18 protein-coding genes, 3 tRNA genes and 5 pseudogenes are annotated in these 20,841 nt (G+C 43.8%); 16 read left to right on the top strand and 10 right to left on the bottom strand.

The window, feature by feature from the left end:
• Window positions 1-29: 29 nt before the first annotated feature.
• Window positions 30-205: pseudogene (gene rmf / locus KT99_RS14605) on the top strand (ribosome modulation factor).
• 99 nt (window positions 206-304) lie between these two features.
• Here rmf and fabA read toward each other — a convergent pair.
• Both fabA and KT99_RS14595 read right to left on the bottom strand, forming a co-directional pair.
• Entirely contained in the window at window positions 305-820 is a 516-nt protein-coding gene (gene fabA / locus KT99_RS14600; protein ID WP_005501469.1) for a bifunctional 3-hydroxydecanoyl-ACP dehydratase/trans-2-decenoyl-ACP isomerase, read from the bottom strand.
• 67 nt (window positions 821-887) lie between these two features.
• On the bottom strand, window positions 888-2,657 hold the full coding sequence (locus tag KT99_RS14595) for a S16 family serine protease (RefSeq protein WP_005501466.1): 1,770 nt from the start codon (window positions 2,655-2,657) through the stop codon (window positions 888-890).
• Window positions 2,658-2,940: 283 nt separating this feature from the next.
• Here KT99_RS14595 and KT99_RS14590 point away from each other — a divergent pair.
• Window positions 2,941-3,031, top strand: a tRNA-Ser gene (locus tag KT99_RS14590).
• Window positions 3,032-3,422: 391 nt separating this feature from the next.
• Here KT99_RS14590 and KT99_RS14585 read toward each other — a convergent pair.
• On the bottom strand, window positions 3,423-3,671 hold the full coding sequence (locus tag KT99_RS14585; RefSeq protein WP_005501464.1) for a hypothetical protein: 249 nt from the start codon (window positions 3,669-3,671) through the stop codon (window positions 3,423-3,425).
• A gap of 267 nt (window positions 3,672-3,938) precedes the next feature.
• Here KT99_RS14585 and KT99_RS22975 point away from each other — a divergent pair, with 267 nt between their 5' ends.
• The gene (locus KT99_RS22975) at window positions 3,939-4,244 is read left to right on the top strand and encodes a helix-turn-helix domain-containing protein (protein ID WP_232504303.1); all 306 of its coding nucleotides are present in this window, start codon (window positions 3,939-3,941) and stop codon (window positions 4,242-4,244) included.
• Window positions 4,196-4,798, top strand: coding sequence for an IS30 family transposase (locus KT99_RS20195; protein WP_005501462.1), 603 nt, complete (start codon window positions 4,196-4,198; stop codon window positions 4,796-4,798). Before KT99_RS22975 ends, KT99_RS20195 begins: the two co-directional genes overlap by 49 nt.
• A 17-nt stretch (window positions 4,799-4,815) precedes the next feature.
• Here KT99_RS20195 and KT99_RS14570 read toward each other — a convergent pair.
• Window positions 4,816-5,658, bottom strand: a pseudogene (locus KT99_RS14570) (IS1595 family transposase).
• A gap of 415 nt (window positions 5,659-6,073) precedes the next feature.
• Between KT99_RS14570 and uvrY the strand changes: the two are divergent.
• From uvrY to KT99_RS14545, 5 genes are all read left to right on the top strand, one after another.
• Window positions 6,074-6,718, top strand: coding sequence for a UvrY/SirA/GacA family response regulator transcription factor (gene uvrY, locus KT99_RS14565; protein WP_005501456.1), 645 nt, complete (start codon window positions 6,074-6,076; stop codon window positions 6,716-6,718).
• Window positions 6,719-6,820: 102 nt separating this feature from the next.
• Entirely contained in the window at window positions 6,821-8,650 is a 1,830-nt protein-coding gene (gene uvrC, locus KT99_RS14560; RefSeq protein ID WP_005501454.1) for an excinuclease ABC subunit UvrC, read from the top strand.
• 47 nt (window positions 8,651-8,697) lie between these two features.
• Window positions 8,698-9,255: a CDP-diacylglycerol--glycerol-3-phosphate 3-phosphatidyltransferase gene (gene pgsA / locus KT99_RS14555; RefSeq protein ID WP_005501452.1), complete on the top strand. Its 558-nt coding sequence runs from the start codon at window positions 8,698-8,700 to the stop codon at window positions 9,253-9,255.
• Window positions 9,256-9,577: 322 nt separating this feature from the next.
• A tRNA-Cys gene (locus KT99_RS14550) sits at window positions 9,578-9,651 on the top strand.
• 87 nt (window positions 9,652-9,738) lie between these two features.
• Window positions 9,739-9,824 (top strand) — tRNA-Leu (locus KT99_RS14545).
• Window positions 9,825-9,887: 63 nt separating this feature from the next.
• Here the strand turns inward: KT99_RS14545 and KT99_RS14540 are convergent.
• A complete protein-coding gene (locus KT99_RS14540; protein WP_269764052.1) occupies window positions 9,888-10,175 on the bottom strand; it encodes a diguanylate cyclase domain-containing protein in 288 nt (95 codons plus the stop codon).
• 183 nt (window positions 10,176-10,358) lie between these two features.
• On the opposite strand from KT99_RS14540, the gene KT99_RS14535 reads away from it, so the two are divergent.
• Window positions 10,359-10,940 carry a prepilin-type N-terminal cleavage/methylation domain-containing protein gene (locus tag KT99_RS14535; RefSeq protein WP_005501445.1) on the top strand — a complete coding sequence of 194 codons (582 nt, stop codon included), beginning with the start codon at window positions 10,359-10,361 and terminating at the stop codon, window positions 10,938-10,940.
• 514 nt (window positions 10,941-11,454) lie between these two features.
• On the opposite strand, the pseudogene KT99_RS22970 reads toward KT99_RS14535, so the two are convergent.
• Window positions 11,455-11,917 (bottom strand): annotated as a pseudogene (locus tag KT99_RS22970) (hypothetical protein); the annotation flags it as partial.
• Between the two features lie 165 nt (window positions 11,918-12,082).
• On the opposite strand from KT99_RS22970, the gene KT99_RS14530 reads away from it, so the two are divergent.
• The 4 genes and pseudogenes from KT99_RS14530 to KT99_RS14520 all read left to right on the top strand — a co-directional run bounded on the left by KT99_RS14530 (window position 12,083) and on the right by KT99_RS14520 (window position 14,131).
• Window positions 12,083-12,574, top strand: coding sequence for a hypothetical protein (locus tag KT99_RS14530; RefSeq protein WP_005501443.1), 492 nt, complete (start codon window positions 12,083-12,085; stop codon window positions 12,572-12,574).
• A gap of 17 nt (window positions 12,575-12,591) precedes the next feature.
• Window positions 12,592-12,804: a hypothetical protein gene (locus KT99_RS22965; RefSeq protein ID WP_005501442.1), complete on the top strand. Its 213-nt coding sequence runs from the start codon at window positions 12,592-12,594 to the stop codon at window positions 12,802-12,804.
• Between the two features lie 21 nt (window positions 12,805-12,825).
• A pseudogene (gene rlmA, locus KT99_RS14525) lies at window positions 12,826-13,628 on the top strand (23S rRNA (guanine(745)-N(1))-methyltransferase).
• A 296-nt stretch (window positions 13,629-13,924) separates the two neighbouring features.
• Entirely contained in the window at window positions 13,925-14,131 is a 207-nt protein-coding gene (locus tag KT99_RS14520) for a cold-shock protein (RefSeq protein ID WP_005501438.1), read from the top strand.
• A gap of 424 nt (window positions 14,132-14,555) precedes the next feature.
• On the opposite strand, the gene KT99_RS14515 is transcribed toward KT99_RS14520, so the two are convergent.
• From KT99_RS14515 to KT99_RS14500, 4 genes are all read right to left on the bottom strand, one after another.
• Window positions 14,556-15,455, bottom strand: a complete 900-nt coding sequence (locus tag KT99_RS14515) for an ABC transporter ATP-binding protein (protein ID WP_005501429.1) — start codon at window positions 15,453-15,455, stop codon at window positions 14,556-14,558.
• Window positions 15,452-16,288 carry an ABC transporter permease subunit gene (locus KT99_RS14510; protein ID WP_005501428.1) on the bottom strand — a complete coding sequence of 279 codons (837 nt, stop codon included), beginning with the start codon at window positions 16,286-16,288 and terminating at the stop codon, window positions 15,452-15,454. The genes KT99_RS14515 and KT99_RS14510 overlap by 4 nt, the downstream gene beginning before the upstream one ends.
• 48 nt (window positions 16,289-16,336) lie before the next feature.
• Window positions 16,337-17,023, bottom strand: coding sequence for a YceH family protein (locus KT99_RS14505; RefSeq protein WP_005501427.1), 687 nt, complete (start codon window positions 17,021-17,023; stop codon window positions 16,337-16,339).
• Window positions 17,024-17,153: 130 nt separating this feature from the next.
• Window positions 17,154-17,990, bottom strand: a complete 837-nt coding sequence (locus KT99_RS14500) for a CvfB family protein (RefSeq protein WP_005501426.1) — start codon at window positions 17,988-17,990, stop codon at window positions 17,154-17,156.
• Window positions 17,991-18,331: 341 nt separating this feature from the next.
• Here KT99_RS14500 and speA point away from each other — a divergent pair, with 341 nt between their 5' ends.
• Together speA and KT99_RS14490 are read left to right on the top strand one after the other, a co-directional pair.
• Window positions 18,332-20,245, top strand: a complete 1,914-nt coding sequence (gene speA, locus KT99_RS14495; protein ID WP_005501425.1) for a biosynthetic arginine decarboxylase — start codon at window positions 18,332-18,334, stop codon at window positions 20,243-20,245.
• A gap of 60 nt (window positions 20,246-20,305) precedes the next feature.
• Window positions 20,306-20,841, top strand: a pseudogene (locus KT99_RS14490) (adenosylmethionine decarboxylase); the annotation flags it as partial.

Raw genomic sequence — 20,841 nt, 5'->3', positions numbered from 1 at the left:
TCTTTGTATGTAAAACAGAGGATGCTTGCATGAAGAGACAAAAAAGAGATCGTTTAGACCGAGCTTTTTCGAAAGGATTTCAAGCCGGAGTTGGCGGCCGCTCAAAGGAGAATTGTCCGTACTCGATACTTGATTCTAAGTCACAGTGGTTAGGGGGGGGCGCGAAGGCGTAGATGGCCGAATAACTGGCTTATTTAATAAGTAACGCAGCATTTTGCCCTCCTGATAACAGAAAACTGTAGCCGAAGAGGGCATTTTCATGTCTGGTTTATTAAGCTTAAAACCACAATTACCACAATAAAGTCTAGAAATTGCTCGTATCGGTGAAGATGCCGACTTTCAAATCTTTAGCGCTGTAGATCTCGCGTCCATCGACTTCCATGGTTGCATCAGCGATACCCATGGTGAGTTTGCGGTAAACTTTACGCTTAATCGTCAGTTTATAGGTGACCTTCTTGGCATCGGGAAGTACTTGTCCGGTAAATTTAACCTCTCCCACTCCGAGTGCTCGACCTTTACCTTCGGCGCCTTCCCAACCGAGGAAGAAACCGACTAACTGCCACATAGCATCAAGCCCCAGGCAGCCCGGCATCACGGGATCGTTTTCGAAATGACAGCCGAAAAACCACAACTTTGGATCGATATCCAATTCAGCAATAATTTCACCTTTGCCGAATTCACCGCCATCGGCATTTATCTTAACAATGCGGTCGATCATCAACATATTGTTTATCGGCAGACGCGGAGAGTCTTTACCTAATAACTTAGCATGACCACAGGCGATAAGATCTTCTTTATTGAAACTGTTTGCATTACTCATTGATTTACTTACTCCAACAATATGAACAGCCAAGGTTAGCGAACACGTGTACGCTAAACAACTCCGATCAGCTAGAAAACTTCAATTTTCGGAGCAACTTCTCAAAAAATGTACTTTCTTCATCGGAATAGCCCGCTAAACTTGCCAATCGAGCCTGGACCAGACCATAGAGTGAATCTTCAGGGAAATGATTATCTTCATCGGCAACGCCGGCTGTGGTATTCATTAGTAGCTCGATGGCTTCATCGATATGTTTTATTTGGAAAATGCTAAATTTTTCGGCTTTAATCGCGGCGACGAGTTTCGCTGACAGGTTGAGTTGTTGGGTGTTGGCTCTGGGGATTATGACTCCTTGAATGCCCGTTAGTCCACGACGTTCACATAAGTTAAAGAAGCCTTCAATTTTTTCATTGACGCCTCCTATAGCTTGTACTTGACCGAATTGATCTATGGCACCGGTTGCCGCAATACTTTGATTAATCGGTTTTTCAGTAATGGCAGAGATTAAACTGCAGTATTCAGCAAGTGAGGCACTGTCTCCATCGATCTCTTGATAGGATTGCTCGAAGACGATGTTGGCATTTAAGTGTAGTGGGGCATTTTTACCGAAGATGCGATATAAACAAGAAGATAAAATCATCATCCCCTTAGCATGGATATTTCCCCCCAGTTCAGATTTTCTTTCTATGTCGGCGACCTCTCCATCGCCATAATGAACCGAAGCGGTAATACGTGCTGGCTCTCCATAGCAGTATTCAACCGTTTCGAGTACCGTCAGACCGTTAATTTGGCCGATCCTCTCGCCATCTGTGGGTAAGTTTATAAACTTATCATCGAAATTTTGTGCCGATAGTGTCTCAGAGGCGTTATGGCGCAGCTGATAACGCGTTAAGGCGTAGGTGATATCGTCAGCCGAAATTTCAGATTTACCACAATATGCGTGAGCCTGAGATATGAGTTGCCCCACTTGAGATGATAGCAAGGTCAGGCGTCGCTGATGATCGGCTAATCGTGCACTGTACTGAAATAATGGTGCCAAGGCGGATTGCGATAGAGACACTTGATTGAGCGCCGCCACAGAAATTAACCAGTTGCCATATTCTTCTTCGGTATGATGGGTTAAATCCAGTTCGTAACTCATCTCTCCCAGAAGAGGGAAATGAGTTGAAAACTGGCTCTCTTCTATCCAACAGGCACTGTATTGGTTACTCGTGCCGACGAGTACAATCTTGCAATTGAGGGGCACAGGCGGAAGCAGAGAATGGATTTTATAGCTCTTAGATGACAAAATATTGAGTAGCAGATCCCATAAACCTTCTCGCTTCCACAGGGAATCAGCACAGATAAACAGGGTATGGCATTGAGCGAGTGCGCCAGCTTGATATTGGAGTTTATCAAGATTATCTGCATTGACGGGATGTTGGCGGGTATTTAAAAGTCTACCGACTAAATCAGTACGTTTAATATTGCCTGATAGGTAAGAGTAATTTTGTCTTTTATGGGTGAAAACTAGCGGTTCTTTCTCTTCATCCAGTACTAATTCTTGTTGCTCTATCCACTGAAAACTGAGTGTATTGCTATCATTTGAACCAATGAGCAGCTGAGGAGCCTTATTTTCTTGCTGGTTAGCTAACGCATCAATGAATGCTTTCCTATCTATCCCCGCAAAATCTGCAAGATACATATGCTGGTGTGCCGTTTTAGTCAAAAGTGTGAAAGCGTCAACGACTCTCTCTTGACCTAAAAGCAAATTTTTCTTTGCGTTTTTTAGTGTTGAGAGTACAGGAAGGTTATGCTGAGGCGTTAATGATGACACTGGAATGACGTTTGGATTCATAGAAACATTAGCTACTTTAAAAATAGAAATTAGAATTTAGATTACTGATATGTTAGCACATCAAGCGTATAGCCCATATTCTAATTGAAGCTTGGACTCTGGGTTATGAGATAAATTGCAGTAATTAGAGCTCGATAGGTGTAGGTCAGAATATTTGAGTAAAAGTCCAAGCTAGGTATCATGTATCTTGAACAAAATATTGTGTGTTACCTAGCCACTTAACCCCAACCTTTAAAAAAAGAGTTTACTTCGATCTTAGATACTTATAGTATTCGCAGCGTTCGGAGAGATGGCAGAGTGGTCGAATGCACCGGTCTTGAAAACCGGCATGGGTTTATAGCCCATCTAGGGTTCAAATCCCTATCTCTCCGCCACATTTAAGACGAAGCCCGTTATCGAAAGATAACGGGCTTTTTTGTATCTGCAGCATTTCAGAATAGTCCAACAGGATTGGCTGAGACAATGTATCTATTCCGCGCGACAAATTGCACCTATTACACCCGCATCTGCCTATCTAAATCTCTGAGAGATCTGGGTTATCCATTTGATTTCAAAGTGTCACTTCTAACCAAAGTCCGCTCTGTTACAGTCACGCGAAATTTTTCCATTGCTCAAGCGAACAAAATACTGCTCGATAGCGTGACTATTGAAACTGATTTTGAAGACTTCAAACCGCTTATCGATCGAGCAATTGATCCGTTGTGAGTCCAATTTGGTTCTGTTGATGCTCTTATCGTGCCTATTAGAGTTCAGAGTGCAGATAACTCACGTGAGCGATGAAACAATAGATGAACGTGGTATTAAGCTAAACATGGCGCTAGATAATTTCATCACTTCAAACTGACGATTACAGAACACAAACAGGTGCTCGTTACAGGGCTCTCGCCGCAATGTGGTGAAATAATCAAACGCATTAATGCCGTGGAATGTGCAACCAGCAGAAGCGGCTTTATTACTAAACTTATTTTTAAAACGATCATATAGTTGCAACCCAGCTAAAATATTTCCTAACATATAAAGTTCATTTTCATGGCTTACTTAACTTTTAACACCAGAAATTAACTCAATTTCACACTCATCATTCACCAAATCATATGGCACTACGTTAAGCTTTAATCCTGGCTTAAAATAAAATGGCTCTAGTGGCGCATTAAACTTTTCGTGTTGTGGGTAAATCAGGTATAGCGCTGAGGTAATACAATAAGTGCAACAGATTAAGGTTGAAAAGTGAGAGAGCTGAAGGCAGAATTTTAGTTCACACACACAAATTCAGAGTCGGTCATGAACAAACAGTACCATCAGCTCACTCAGGAACTACGATACCAAATATCTGCCTCCCGTAAAACAGGTATGACACTTCGTCAGATCGCCGAGGAAGTCGGGGTACATTTTAGTACCGTATGCCGTGAGTTAAAGCGAAATATCACCAGCCTAAACTATGACCCGAAAATGGCACATACGTTAAGCTGTAAGCGTAAAAGGATGTCGAAAAAGCCTGTAAACGCCAGCCAAGTACTGACGAGATCATTCGAAAATGCATGGTGCTTAACTGGTCTCCTGGGGCGATCTGTGACCGCATGCCAATAGAATTCGCCCCAAGTGAATGCTTGAGTCATACAACCATTTATCGGCGTGTTGAAGAGAATAAGCAGCAAGGTGGCACTTTATATAAGCAGCTACCTCGCTATGGTAAAACACGTTGGAAAGGTGGAAAAAGGAAGCGTAATGCGGGTGTCAGCTTGATCCCAGACCGAGTAGATATCAGTGAACGCCCGAAAATTGTAGCAGCAAGAGAACGAATAGGTGACTGGGAAGGCGATACCGTTCATGGGCAAGTCCATACTGCATTGACAATAACCTTGGATAATGGCGGTGAGTTTGCAGGCCATATGAAGGTTCATGAAGCGACGGGAGCGAAGGTTTATTTTGCCAAACCTTATGCGAGTTGGCAGCGAGGAACGAATGAAAATACTAACGGTCGGATTCGGCGGTTTTGGCCTAAGAAATTCGACATGGCTAGGCTGACGGAGGAGGAAATCGAGAACAGGATATTGCAACTAAATTTAACGCCAAGAAAGATATTAGGCGGGCTAACACCCCTCGAGGTCTTTACTGGTAAGCGTGTTGCACTTATTGCTTGATTCCAGCTGTACCTCACTCAGTACGAATGTACCGGCGAATGAATTATTGCCAGATTTAACCGCCTATTAGGGATTTCTTTTTCCATTTTTCTTCGGTTAAACCGATAACAGAACTCACTAAGGTATTCTTGAAGGTATTTTCCCGAAACTCCATGAAATGTGCCGAGTAAAAAGGCTTTTAAGTTACCTATTGCAATATGAACCCAAGGCAACCATTCATCGACCAACTCACTCGGTGTAACCCTAGCTTCATGCTGTTGAGTGTTATCTATGATATTCAAAGCGGCTAGTCCGTCAATATGAACTTCTTGCTGTGCATTTAAGTGCCTAGCAATAAAATCGTTAACGGCTTCATGACAAACACTGTCGACGGCCTGCATAGCGATAAATCCCGCGCGTTTCACTTTGCTTTCAACAGCAATTAACACACGCGTTTACCCTGCGGCTCCACGTCCGCGTTTACCTTTTCTCTTTCCCCCAACGAAGGCATCATCAATTTCAATGAGACCTGAAAGCCTATATAGACTGTCTCTATGACCCATTGCCGTTCTCAACTTGCTCAATATTAAGCGTGCCGTTCGCCAATTAACCTCAATGAGTTTACTGAGTCTCAATGCTGAAATGCTGCCTTTATCTGAGCCGAGAAAGTAGATGGCCCAAAACCACTTCGCTAAGGGAATACGGCTACCATGGAATACAGTATCTGCGGTGACAGATGTTTGTTTATGACACTGACTACATTCATAGACATCACGAGTAGTGAGCTGATAACTATGCTCACAACTGCACCTAGGACAAATAAAACCAGTACGCCATCTGATGTGCTTTAGGTGGTTTAAACAATCAATTTCAGAACCCAACTGGCGTTGCCATTCAAAAAACTAGCTTCAGCGTTTCATCGTCAATCTCACTTCTAGTCGTGATTTATACAATAAGAATAGACTGAAACTGACTCATATGCAGAGGCATGAAAATATATTGCGCTGCTCAAGTGATGTGCAGAATCGTATACCAATAGTTATTTGGCTTTTTATCGCGCAGATTAATGTTCGACTATCGAGTTGACCATGGCTGGTTTAATCTAAATTAGCATAGGTAAAACAAATAAATACAATGCTTTGGTTGTTATTCGCTCAATGTAATGGCTTGCCTGCGATGAATCATCTCGCATATTAAAAAACGAGCTTTCTTATTGAGGGTTTATGGGCTAAATTAGCATTAAATAAGAATTTGAATCAGGCAAGATTCTTCACGTCAGCCCTAAGGTAATTTGAATTGATTTCAGTATATTTAGTCGACGATCATGAGCTAGTTCGCACCGGAATTCGCCGTATTATTGAAGATGAGCGTGGCATTAAAGTCGTGGGCGAAGCTGGCGACGGAGAAACCGCGGTTCAATGGAGTCGAAGTAACGAAGCCGATGTCATCCTGATGGACATGAACATGCCTGGGATAGGCGGCTTGGAAGCGACACGTAAAATTTTACGTTATCAGTCTCATGCAAAAATTATCGTGCTAACAATTCAGACTGAAGATCCATTCCCGACTAAGGTGATGCAGGCCGGTGCATCAGGCTACCTAACCAAAGGTGCAACACCACCTGAGGTGTTGCAGGCGATTAGGCAAGTGGCACATGGGCAAAGGTATCTTTCTCCGGAAATCGCCCAGCAGATGGCTCTGAGTCAATTTAGTTCGAGTGATGAGAGCCCATTTCAATCACTCTCTGAGCGTGAGTTACAGATCATGATGATGATCACCAATGGCGAAAAGGTGAGTGAGATTGCAGCGCAACTTAATTTGAGCCCTAAGACAGTCAATAGCTATCGCTATCGTTTATTTGCTAAATTGGGTATCAATGGTGATGTTGAGCTGACACGCCTCGCGATCCGTTATAAAATGATTGATGCAGGGCAGTTCTAGCCATTTAACATGACTAATGTTAGACATAGCGTCAGAAATTCGTTAGTCATGGGTAGAAACTGTCGCGATTCATTAGCGTAAACAACTTTAGCCATTTTACCTATGCCAGTTCAGTTTGATTCAGTGCTGTTTCTAAAAAGTGTCTCTTCATCGCCGGGTGTTTATCGCATGTATGACGCAGAGGATGTCGTCATCTATGTGGGAAAGGCCAAAGATCTTAAGAAGCGTCTTAGCTCCTATTTTCGTAAAAACCTTGTCCATGTAAAAACTCAAGCCTTGGTCTCTCATATCGCCAATATCGATGTGACCGTGACTCACAGTGAGACCGATGCGCTGATCCTCGAAAATGATTATATCAAGCAGTATATGCCCAGATATAACGTGTTACTTCGAGATGATAAATCCTATCCATATATTTTACTGAGCCATCATAAACACCCTAGACTTGCCTATCATCGTGGATCTAAGAGGGATAAAGGGACCTATTTTGGCCCTTATCCAAATGGTGGTGCTGTTAGAGAAAGTTTGCATTTGATGCAAAAAATATTTCCTATCAGACAATGTGATGATCTTTATTATAAATCTCGCTCTCGGCCCTGTTTACAATATCAGATAGGTCGATGTAGTGCCCCTTGTGTAGATAAAATCAGTAGTGAAGAGTATGAAGCGCAAGTCAAACTAGCCAGCTTATTTCTTAAGGGCAAGAATCAACAGGTGATGGTTGAGCTAGTGTCGAAAATGGAGGCTTGCGCGCAATCCCTTGAATATGAAAAAGCGGCTAGCTATAGAGATCAAATCTCTGCACTGAGAAGAGTGGCTGAGCAGCAGGAGGTGTCAGGTACCTCTGGTGATATGGATGTGATTGGTGCGCATTACGCATCGGGTGTGGCTTGTTTTCATCTGCTCTTCATACGCAATGGTAAAATTTTTGGTAGCCGAAGCTACTATCCAAGTGTACCGGATCAAACCGATATGGATGAAGTCTTGAGTGCGTTCATGATCCAGTTTTACCTCAATGGCGATAGTCAAAGAACGGTGCCGAAAGAGATTTTATTGAGTCAGAGCTTCGATGATTTACCTCAGTTAGAGAAGGCGATACAAACGGCGCTGGATAAAAAGGTAGAGATTAAAACGAATGTACGCAGTGAGAGAGCGAATTTTTTACGTTTAGCCGTTACAAACGCGACTAATGCGGTGAATACCCGGCTGTCTCATAAGAATACCGTCGAACAGCGCTTCTTATTATTAGAAGAGGCCCTGGACATGACGACGCGAGTCCAAAGAATGGAATGTTTCGATATTAGCCACACTATGGGAGAGAGCACTGTGGCTTCCTGTGTTGTTTTTAATCGAGAAGGTCCGAATAAGGCAGACTACCGTCATTACAACATTAATGGTATCACGCCAGGTGATGATTATGCGGCCATGAAGCAGGCGATCACTAGGCGGTTTGATAAAATTGATAAAACTGGCAAGATCCCGGATATCTTATTTATCGATGGAGGTTTGGGTCAGCTTAGAATTGCACAAAAAATCATAGATGAAAAATTCGCTCATCTTGATACGGCTCCTATGTTAATCGGTATCGCTAAAGGAGAGGGGAGAAAGCCGGGCCTGGAAACCTTGATCTACGGTGAAAATGAACTTTCTTTCTCCATCGCAGCAGACTCTGGTGCTTTGCACTTGATACAGCATATTCGTGATGAGTCTCATCGCTTTGCCATCACAGGTCATAGAAATAAACGACAGAAGACACGCAATACTTCTACACTAGAATCCATTGCCGGGGTCGGACCGAAACGTCGCAAGGCCTTGTTACAATTTTTAGGTGGATTACAGGAAGTGAAAAACGCAAGTGTGGCAGAAATGGCGAAAGTGCCGGGGATCAGCGTAGATATGGCGAAAAAAATACATGATTCATTGCGAGGCTAGCTAAATTAAGGCAAAATTGGCGCTGCTTTTAAACTATTGGTTTTCTCATGCCGTTTAATATACCTATAGCTTTAACTTTGTTCAGATTATTTCTGTTACCTGTGTTTATAGTGGTTTTCTACCTTCCTTATTCTTGGGCTGCTTTTGCAGCAGCCTTTATTTTTTGGTTAGCAGCTGTTACCGATGCACTGGATGGCTATGCCGCTCGAAAATTAAAGCAGTCTACTCGATTCGGTGCTTTTCTGGATCCCGTGGCTGATAAGATCATGGTTATCACTGCACTCGTTCTGCTGGTCGCCGATAACAATAATATCTGGCTCACATTGCCGGCTTTATTTATGATTGGCCGCGAGATAGTTATCTCGGCGCTGCGTGAATGGATGGCTGAGATTGGTAAGAGAGGGGCCGTTGCTGTCTCCTGGATCGGTAAATATAAGACGGCGACACAGATGGTGGCTATAACCGGTCTTATCTGGCATCCCAACAATTTCCTTACCTATGCAGCATATGCACTGCTTTACGTTGCCACAGTCCTCACTTTTTGGTCAATGATGAATTATATCTTGGCTGCTTGGGGGGATTTGACAGCGGAATCGGATAATTAAAATGCAATAAGGTTATTTAGTATTCAAACAGTCATTTATCGGTAAATATGAGATTGACTCCTGATACTAAATCGGTAAAATTCCATTTCGCAGTCAGGGGAAAGCTTCTTAGGAAACGACTTACTGCAAAATAAGATTTTGTATGGATGTAAGCGACATTAGCTCAGTTGACTCTTTATTAAAATCAACTGCGCGATACCTAGTTATGGGTATCGGTAATTTGTTTCGAACCCGATATGTCGCTCCAATCATACAGGGTCATAGGTTCGAACCTCTCTTTATAATAAGAGAAGAACACTCTAATCTTACAAGATAAAAATTAGGCGCGATGGCAGAATGGCTATGCTACGGATTGCAAATCCGTCGATCTCGGTTCGACTCCGGGTCGCGCCTCCATATTTAGATTGTGATGAGTTTGGCTTTTTATTAAGAGCAAAACAGTATTAACTACCGATAATACGTATCATCAAAGTCAACGAGTTTGCCCGAGTGGTGGAATCGGTAGACACAAGGGATTTAAAATCCCTCGATGAATAATCGTGCCGGTTCAAGTCCGGCCTCGGGTACCATCATTTCTCTTTGAGAATTGGCAATGAGCCTCAACGGAAGTTGGGGCTTTTTTGTATCTTTAGTTAATATTTCGATTGACCGTCAATGCACGGCAATAAGGGTAGCAATTTTTTTGCTATTTCCTCAGCATAGATACTCGACTTGCAATATTCGAGTAAGATTGCAAATTCATCTCCCCCTAATCTTGCTGCGATATCTGTCTCTCTAAGCATATATTTAAGCCGTATTGAAATTTTCTGGAGTAGGGCATCGCCGATATCATGGCCTAGGGTGTCATTGATTAGTTTGAACCTGTCTAAATCTAAGAGGAGCAATACTACCGAGGTATTGAAGCGTTTCGAACGCTTGATTGCCTGAGTGTAGACCAGAATTTGATAACTTCATTAATTTCATGATGATGCATTTAAATCGTTTTATTTTGTGACATAGGTTAAGAATTTAGATTATTTGCTATCAAGTCCGTGACTCTGAAAGTCTGAGAGCGATATAATGTATACGCTTTGTTTCGTATCAGTAGTAGAAGGTTGTTAGTTATGAAAGGTGTTGTTTCAAAAGGTTTTACCCTTATCGAGCTTGTGGTGGTTATTATAATTTTAGCTATTCTAGCGGTTATTGCTCTGCCTAAGTTTATCAATTTAGGTCAGGATGCGCATGATTCTGCTGCTAAAGGCGTTTTTGGTGCATTTCGTTCTGGAGTGACTATGTATCACAGCTGCTGGGCTGCATCGGGAGCCAGTGCTCGTGTTGAAGAGCTGGCCTGCTATGGTGATGGCACCTTAGACTCTAGCTTTACAGGTTATCCCTTGAGTACGACTAATGGCGGCGATGGTACAACATTAAACCTTGATAAATGCCGGGAAGTTTGGCAGGGGTTATTGGAAGGGGATGAATACGTACTGAGATATTTAGGGCAAGCTGATGATTTTGGCAAGGACACCGATATTGTTTATTATTACGCAGGTGTAGAATTATACAAGGATGACGGTAGCGTAAATAATTTCGGCTACTGTTTTTATGACTACATCTCCGATAACCGCTCTAAAGTTGAACATTGGGAACTAAAATATTGGCCGGGGAATGGTAAAACCGAGATAGTCCGTGCTAAACAAAGCTAACTCGAAGAGTAGAATTAAGTTTTGCTCTTCAAGTTAAGCTTTGCTAACAGAGTAATCTGTAAATCCTCCTGGCGTATTCTACTCAGCACGCGTTAAATTTTGCCATACTTACATCATTAACCAGATATGTTTACCTCTGGTGAAAAGTTCGGAGATTGCATCTGTCGATCATGTAGGTGAATTTATGTTTACAAGGTGTTCGAGTGCAATAGTGTTCGCTGTTTTAGTTGTTCTGTACCAGACCACTCCTTGCTATGGATCGCTCAGAAGCCGCATTTAATTCTTTGCTCTATCAAGTTCAATTTGTATGGTTAATTAAACCATCAAAGCAAATTGAACTTGATTATAGGGCATTAACTTTAGAGCCCAAGGAATTAAAACTGGCCAGAGTAGAAGGGATTTAATCTGAACGAAAAATCAATGCGTTTGAAACAAAATAGTGTTTTTTAGGCAGGGCTTGTTACCTCAATGATTGAGGAGGGATAAGGAGATAAAGTATGTTGATTGAGTCGGGTTATCCGATAGTTTCTAGATGTTGACAACACTTAACAAAGTACCGTCGTCGCTTACCCAAGTGTTCACAATAGCTGGTGAGTTCTTGCAGTGTACCCACTGGACCATGAAGTGATTTGCCAAATTCAGAAGTTATTTTTATCCAGTTGTCACTGGGGATATTTAATCTGGTTAATATCTTAGCCATTTTGCTCTAATAGGGTTGAGTTTGACATAGGCCATACAGGCTAGCATTGCCGTTTCATCGAGCAAGGCCTTTCACCTTTATCAAACTTTCGAGTGGTTTCAGTGCCCTTGAAGACTTGATGCCAATGCCCAACGACCTCTCTATCAGTCCAACGATTAGAGTGATAAATATCTACACACAACACTAGGTGTAAATGATTGGACATCACCGCATAGGCTGCAACATCTATGGAAAACGCACTGGCTAATGTCAGCAATTTCGATTCAATCCAGTCACGTAAGCTGTTGTTAATAAAGTCTTACTGTGTTGACCTCATCGTCGTGCCAGAAGAAACAGTGATTTGTCTATGATATTAATATTGCCAACGTTTTGAATTATTTACCCCTCTGGTGCTGTAAATGGAAGCAAGGTACAATTCTTCCTTAACGGAGGTAGAATAGTCATGTTTGAACCCCTGCTAACGCAGCCTGAAATCCTTACTTTTGATCATGGGTCGACGCTTAAAATACATCTCAATGAAGCTATCAGTGATTTTGGCTTGCTACAGGCCATGAGTGGTCATGTTGGTGAGTTTATTCTAGTCGAAGTTGGTCCGACATCATTATCTGTGTTATTCAGATTGCATCCATTTTTATCGCTTAAGTGCGAAGCACAGATGACGCAAACCAAGCCTGACACAAATAGCCTATCAAGAGGGGTAGGGCAAGGTTGGCGCTTATTTTCTGGATTAGGCGTTTCTCCCACCTTATGTGGACAGCAGCTTAGGTTGGGACTGGCGATTAATGTAGACTTCAAAGCCAATGAAAATGCCGATTTCAGTATAGCCAAGTCTACTATGTGGCAATTGGTGGCGCTCGAAGAGGATTTGCGCCTGTTTCATGGGCCCAGAGAGTTAGTCGAGGCGAGAGCTTTGGCTGTAGCGAACTCGTGCTAAGGCACCCGGATGTCAGTGTGGAAGTATTGAAGCTAGATGCGCAACTGTCCCGCAAGAAGCAGTGGCTATCACGGAGTTTCAATCAATCTATGGAGCGACCCAATTGGCAAGATGCGGCGAATCAACAATTAACTAATGATGTTCAGGCTCGTAAATTAGAGTATTATCGCCTGCTTTCGACTCCTGCCGTCAATGAGATGATACAAGATCTCATTTTGAATGAAGAGTAACCTAGGACCATTGGATTAAAAATGAAATACGTTTGCCCCATCTGTAAAACCTCTTTGATGCTTCAGTTGAAGACCTGGTCCTGCTCCAATAACCATAGATTTGATTGTGCTAAAGAGGGCTACGTCAATCTGTTGCCGGTACAGAACAAACACTCTAAAGATCCTGGTGACAATAAAGAGATGATGTTTGCCAGGAGAGAGTTTCTTAATCAAGGTCATTATCAACTGCTCAGTGACAGAGTGAATGCACTCGCCAAGCGCCATTGTCCGGGCGCCAAGCTGGGTTTAGATGTAGGCTGTGGGGAAGGCTATTATAGCCACCGCTTGTTTGATAGTTTGCCTGAGTTGGACCTGCAAGGGCTGGATATCTCTAAGTCAGCATTAAAATATGCGTCTAAGCGGTATAAAGACATGGGCTTCTGTGTTGCCAGTGCTTTTGAAATGCCATTTGAAAATGAGCAGTTCGATTTCATGTTACGAATATACGCTCCCTCATTAGACGCGGAGCTGAGACGCGTCATTAAACAGGGCGGTACGTTCATTACGGTATCTGCTGGCAAGCATCATCACTTTGCCCTGAAAGAACTCATTACGAGGCGCCTAAACACCATATTAGTGAGAGTAGCTATATAGAGGGCTTTGAATTAGTTCATAGAGAAAACTTAGAGGCCGAGCTCGTGTTGAACAATGAGGTGGAGATCACTCATTTCCTTAATATGACTCCCTATAGCTGGAAGTTAACTCAGCAGCAGAAATCTCTTATGATAAGCGAAGGCCTCAAGTGTGAACTGGATTTTAAAATCGAAGTTTTTAACGCTATTTAATTTTGAAATCGTAATCCTTGGTTAAAAATTAACCAAGGATTTGTTTTTACACCATTTATTTTATTGCTCGCGACAATTTGAACAAGCGCCAGAAAATAAAGCGAAATTAGACTGACTTATTGTGTTTGATTGTTGACATAGGCCGAGAATGATTTATAGTGAACGCAGCTTGAAAGTTGGGCTTATTTTTATGTGTCAATGCGATCCGTTCGTCCTGTTAACATAAGTAATACCGGCATTTTCCAGCTTTACTGCCGTTTTGGCTTTATTTTTTATTTAGTTACAGGATTTATATCATGTCTCAAGTTACTGGCGTTGTTAAGTGGTTCAACTCTGACAAAGGTTTTGGATTTATCGAGCAAGAGTCTGGTCCAGACGTCTTCGTTCACTTCCGTGCGATTCAATCAGACGGTTTCAAAACTCTTGACGAAGGTCAGAAAGTTCAATTCACTGTGACTCAAGGTCAGAAAGGTCCACAAGCTGAAAACGTTACTATCGTTTAGGTTTGGACTTTCGATTAGCTTTTAGCTAATCCAAAAGAATTTGTAAGAGCTGCGATTTTTCGCGGCTCTTTTTTTTCCTGTAATTATATAATAATCATTCAAATCAAAGTGTTAGGTTTTATTGGTGCCTCATTCAGCATAGTGTTAGTTGAGAGCCACTCTTGGTATCCAATACCCATCTTCATTTCTCCAAAGCTGACCTAGCCTCAAGCAGGCTTTTATCGCGACTAATTTTGTGTTTTCTATAGGATTAAATCGATACGTGGCCGGGGGATACCTATGGGTATAAGTCTTGGATTTTGGATAACACTGCATAGAATGACAATGACAGCTAAATGACAGGGACTAATATAAAGTTGCGGATAAAAGAAGGGCGCCTCATGGGCGCTCTTGCTATTGATAGAGGTGAGATTAGGCTATTAGCTTAAGAGAAAAGCTTGTCTTCCAGAGTACGTCCCTTGAGTATCGACTTGTACCTCCAGCCGTGACAGGCGAATAGGGTAAAAAGCTGCACCTCTATATTTTTTATTTCACTGGCTGCGTAATGAATTAAAAATTCATTCTCCTGTTTAAGAGTCACCGAGTTTATTCCTGTTAGTGCTTCAACTCGTGAAATTAACGCCTGATGGTCGCACTCCTGCATCGAAATCGTCAGGTACTCATCGAGTAAGTTCTCTTGCATAGAAACAGATTGGCCTAACTTCCCCTTATCTAAGTAGAGCACCTGATCACAGAGTTTCTCTAACTCATCTAAGTTATGTGAGCTAATGACGAAGGTGATATTCGATGAAAGGGACTTGACCAGCTCTCGGACCACCTTGGCATTGACAGGATCCAGCCCTGCCGTGGGTTCATCTAATAGCACCAGCTGGGGTGAACCGATTAAGGCCTGAGCTATGCACGCACGCTTGCTCATCCCATGACTTAATGCCGTTGGCTTTTGCTTGACAACATCACTCAGCCCCACCAGTGACAGGACCCGCAGACCCTCGGCCTTAGCCTGGCTCTTGGTCAATCCTTGCAGGGTGCCAAACAGGGTGAATTGGGTGATAAGATTGAGATTTGGATCCAGACTGGCATCTTGCGGCAAGGAGGAGACTCTGCCGAGTAATTTTCTACTGCCGGGTTTCTCACCCATTATGGTCACTTTGCCGTGACTGGGCAGCAGGTAGCCGCATAGTAGGCTAAACAGGGTGGTCTTGCCCGCACCGTTCGGGCCCACGAGGGCGATAGGCGCTCCAGGTTTCAGTTCGAGTGTGACCGAGTCCAGTGCGAGTTTACTGCCGTATGATTTACTGAGATTTTCACATTTAATCAGACTCATAGTGAACTCCTGATCATGTAACTTCTGCCGAGGAAAAGTAACACGCCTGCTTGAATGAGAGGTATTGGGGCATAGATCAGGCTAGAGATCCCTTGAGTATTGATCATCATGCTTAGCTGAGCACCGGGTAATATCCAACTTAATAGCTCGCCAATCGCGGGGAGCTGAGTATTGACGATAGCGATCACAATCGCACTCACTGCCCAGAGCAAGATGGCGTAGATAGTAGCTTGTCTGGCGGAATTGGCGTACAAGGAGAGTAGGGCCATCAAGGCCGTATATGGTAGTAATATGATGAATATATTAATAAATACCATCAGGCCTGAGCCTAATGCAGGCAGTAACAGGCTCGGCTCCCGTGACAGTGCCAGCAGTATCGTGGCCGCTACAGTTAACATTAATAGTAAAGATTGAATCAACATGTGGCCAATGAAGCGTCCAAAAAACAAACTATCTCGCCCCGTCCTTAAGATCAAGAAGCGAAAGCTGCCTCGGCTTTTATCTGAGGCAAATTGATCCGCGGAGACAAAAATGCTGAACAGAGGAAAGAGATACAGGGCCGCTATCCAAAATATTGCCATCTCGGCGACTTGCCACTGGAAGAGTCTATCGACCAAAGACTCGCCAAATATCCCGGCGATCAACTGCCTGAAATCTGCGCTCAGGAGAATATCCGAGGCGCCACGAATGGGATAGAGTAAGATCAGCATCCACACGAGTGCGAAGGCGGTGAGGGCTACCAAGCCCTTGGGATTAAACAGCAGCTTCTTTAATTCAAATTTGGCCAGTATGAGTGTGTTGCGCACTAAGCCGGTATTTAGGTTAGGTTCCAAAATTATCCCTTATTATTGTTATCGAACACAGATACAGACGTCAGATTATCAGTTGAGAAAATCCTGCAGTGCTTCTTTTAGCTGGGCGACTTCGCGCTCGAGCGTGGTCACTCTGGCGACTAAATCGGCTTGAGCTAAATTCTGCTCTTCAGAGACTGGTTCAGACTCTGGGGCTGCGATTGAACGAGCACTGGTTGGCGTGCATGCGATATCAGATTCGCTCGCTTGGACCGCCTCGTCTGAAAAAAGCCCGATAAAGCGAGAGTCCCGTCTCCCAGGCTCTCTGGCAAGCTGCTTGACTAATGCCGGCTCGGTGAGGGTTAGCGAGTGTAAGGTCTTATCGACTTCGCCGACATCGTGGAAAAGGTGTAAACGGCCACTTCGACTCTTCAACTCTCCCGGTGTCTGCGGCCCACGTAGCAGTAATAAGCAGATGATAGCGAATTGAGCCGAATTGAACTGTAGATCGCTAAACTCGGTATTACAGAATCTATGTTTATACTTAACCACTCGCGAACCGAAGCCGGTTTGATCTGTGACTAGCCTGCGTTTCATCAGCGCATCGATACAGGCTTGAGTCTCGGCTTCCGTCATGGCCAGAACCGGATCTCGACTCGACTTTTGGTTACAGGCCATAGTGAGTGAATTGAGGGATAAGGGGTATTGATCTGGGGTGGTGACTTCTTTCTCAAGTAGACAAGCGATCACCCTTGCTTCATGGAGCGTGAGATTCATTTCAGTTAACTCATAAAAAAAGCATGACTTTGTTATAACAGAGTCATGCTTTTAATCAAAGAGCCAAGCAATAAGTTACTGGTTTTATGCACGATAACTAGACAATTATCGAGGCTAAGGCCAGATGTAGCTAGTCTTCTACTATTCTAATGCCATCGGGTGCTATGGTGATCTGCTTATTCTTATACAGTCCGCCTATACTTCTCTTGAAGGCTTTCTTACTCATCGACATTTTGGCATAGATGGTTTCTGCGTCTGTCTTATCATTGAGAGGCAGGAAGCCGCCGGCTTGGTTAAGCTTAAACATGATGCTAGTAGAATGTTTATCCAACTCGGATTTTACACCCTGTTGCAGGATAAGGTCTATCTTGTCATCGCTGCGTACTTGCTTGATGAAGCCCTTCAACCTTTGACCAAAACTTAGGGTCCGAAACACCTCATTTTTGAAGATAACGCCCCAATGGCTGTGGTTGATGATAGCCTTATAGCCAAGATCTGTGCTGCCACCTATGATCAGGTTAACTGCTTCATCTTTATCATATGGAGGCGGCGTTCTGTCGAGGAACTTATCGACTTTAGCCGAGGCGACAATGCGCTCATCGACGTTGCTGGTGTAGATATAGACTAAGTAGGAGCGACCCACTTCAATCTCTCTATGTTGTTCAGCGAAAGGGAGTAGCAGATCTTTATCTAGACCCCAGTCGAGGAAGGCACCGTATTGACCGGTCGCAACAGCTTCTAAATAGGCAAACTGACCCACTTCAGCCAGAGGCTTCTTGGTGGTCGCAATGATGGCATCTTCGGAGTCCAGATAGAGAAAAACAGCGACTTCATCACCGACATTACACTCTTTTGGGACCACCTTGCTAGGCAATAGTACTTGGCCTAGGTCGTGTGCATTGAGATAAACACCAAAGTCGACTCGTTTTACGACTTCGAGGGTGCAAGATTTTCCTATTTGTATCATGTGACTCTCTGTTGCTTAGGGACTGCTTCGATGCTGGATTATAGTGGAAAAAGGATTAACAATCTTTAAGTGATTTTAATCTCTGGGGCCGATTTGTTTAAAAAGTCGACGTCGAGTGCAGATTTACCCTCAATCATGTTAATCTTGACGGGTTTTTTGACCTTATATTTTTATATCTTATGCTTGCAATAGCATCGTCCTGGGTGTTTAATTACGCCCCATTTTTATGGTCTGAGTAGCAGGCTTCACATTGAAACCTAGGCTAGCTTGTTCCATGGTTTGTGCTGGCACAGGCGTCGATATCGCCTTTGTTTTTGATTTTTTTTTTAGGTTTAACAATTATGAGTGATTGGTCTATTAATGATGCCCGTAACGGGTATAACGTTAATTATTGGAGTCAGGGGCTCTATGGGATAAGCGATGCCGGAGAGGTCACCGTTTCTCCCGATCAAGCTAACCCGGAATTTACTATTGGCTTAAATGACCTTGCCCAAAGCATGGTCAAGTCTGGCGTTGCCCTTCCCGTATTGGTTCGTTTTCCGCAGATTTTGCATCATAGGGTCCACAGTATCTGTCACGCATTTAATCTGGCAATTCAGAAATACCAGTATGAGTCAGATTACTTGCTGGTTTATCCGATTAAAGTGAACCAGCAAAAGACGGTAGTAGAAGAGATCCTCGCCAGCCAGAAATCGAAAGAGGTGCCGCAACTTGGCCTGGAAGCTGGCAGTAAGCCGGAGCTGATGGCTGTGCTGGCCATGGCCCAGAAAGCCAGCTCGGTGATTATCTGCAATGGGTATAAAGATGTTGAATATATCCGACTCGCGCTCATCGGCGAGAAATTAGGCCATAAGGTCTACATCGTACTCGAGAAATTGTCGGAGCTTAAAAGCATACTCCAGGAAGCTAAAAATCTAGGTGTGACACCCAGACTGGGTTTACGTGTACGTCTGGCGTTTCAGGGCAAGGGTAAGTGGCAGGCCAGTGGCGGAGAAAAATCAAAATTTGGTCTCTCGGCGGCTCAAGTACTGACTGTGATTGAATCTCTCAAAGATGAAAACATGTTAGATTGCTTGCAACTTCTGCATTTTCATCTGGGATCGCAAATTGCGAACATCCGCGACATAAGACAGGGAGTGAGTGAAGCCAGTCGTTTCTATTGTGAGCTGCAAAAGCTTGGCACCAATGTAAAATGTTTCGATGTCGGTGGTGGCTTAGCGGTCGATTATGATGGCACTCGCAGTCAAAGCAGCAATTCGATGAATTATGGTTTGACGGAATACGCCAACAACATTGTCAGCGTGTTGACCGATATCTGCAAAGAATATCAGCAACCTATGCCACAAATTATCTCAGAGTCTGGTCGATACCTCACGGCTCACCATGCGGTGCTTATCTCAGATGTGATCGGTACCGAAGCCTACAAGGCTGAAGTCATTGAAGCGCCCGACGAAGCCGCGCCTCAGCTGTTACATAATATGTGGCAATCTTGGGTTGAGGTGAGTGGGCGTGCGGATCAACGGGCATTGATAGAGATTTATCATGATTGCCAGAGTGATTTGGCCGAAGCTCACTCATTGTTTGCCTTAGGTCAGCTGTCTCTTGTACAGCGGGCTTGGGCGGAGCAAGTGAACTTAAGGGTGTGTCATGAACTTCAAGGCGTCATGAGCACTAAGTATCGTTTTCATCGGCCCATCATAGATGAGCTTAATGAAAAGTTAGCCGATAAGTTTTTTGTGAACTTTTCTCTGTTCCAGTCGTTACCCGATGCATGGGGCATAGATCAAGTTTTTCCGGTATTGCCGTTATCGGGCCTGGATAAAAAGCCAGAGCGACGCGCGGTGATGTTGGATATTACCTGTGATTCCGATGGGTCTATCGATCAGTACGTCGATGGGCAGGGCATAGAAACCACCTTGCCGGTTCCGGCCTGGAGTGCCGAGAGCCCCTATCTCATTGGCTTCTTCTTAGTGGGTGCCTATCAGGAGATCTTAGGCGATATGCATAATCTCTTCGGTGATACTAACTCTGCCGTGGTCCGAGTCGATGAGAATGGCCTGACCAATATTGAGTCTGTTTTAGCGGGCGATACGGTCGCGGATGTACTCAGGTATGTAAATTTAGATGCGGTAGCCTTTATGCGAACCTATGAAGAGCTGGTTAACATGCATATAGAAGAATCTGAGCGTGCTAATATCCTAGAAGAGTTGCAGTTAGGCTTGGAAGGCTATACCTATCTGGAAGACTTTACTTAACTTGAAGGCCTCAATGAGCACTGATTTTGACAGTGATACTTGAGGCCAAGGTAATCCTATATGGTATTTGAAGGTTCTGAAAAGATCATCGAGCTGGGTGTGCAGCCGGGTTCGCCTTCATTAAGACGTTTACCCTATGCATTTTGGCAGACTCTGGCGGCGAGTGCGGGCGCCGAAATTATCTCTTGTGTGAAAAATGAAGCGTGCGATGCTTATCTGCTCAGCGAGTCTAGCCTGTTTGTGTGGGATGGACGGTTCAGAATGCTGACTTGTGGCGCGACTCAGTTATCCAATGCTCTGGTGCTGTTTATCGAAAGGCTAGGGGCTGAGTCGATTGCTTACGCGACTTATCAGAGAAAAAATGAGTATCTGCTGCAGCCACAAATTCGCAGCTTCGAGCAAGACCTTGCTTATATCAACCAGACCATAGCAGGTAAGGGATACAGAATAGGCCATCTGGACAGTCATCATCATTATCTGTTTAGCGCCAATGGCGCAGCGCATTCGGCTAAGTCACAGACTGCAGCTAAGCCTTTAGCCACCATTGAGCTATTGATGTATCAGTTAAGGGGGCCTGTGGCGGAGTATTTTCGTTC

This window comes from Shewanella benthica KT99 (genome assembly GCF_000172075.1).
GTDB lineage: Bacteria > Pseudomonadota > Gammaproteobacteria > Enterobacterales > Shewanellaceae > Shewanella > Shewanella benthica_A.
The sequence above is the reverse complement of the archived record's forward strand: the minus strand, read 5'-3'. Positions and strand labels throughout refer to the sequence as shown.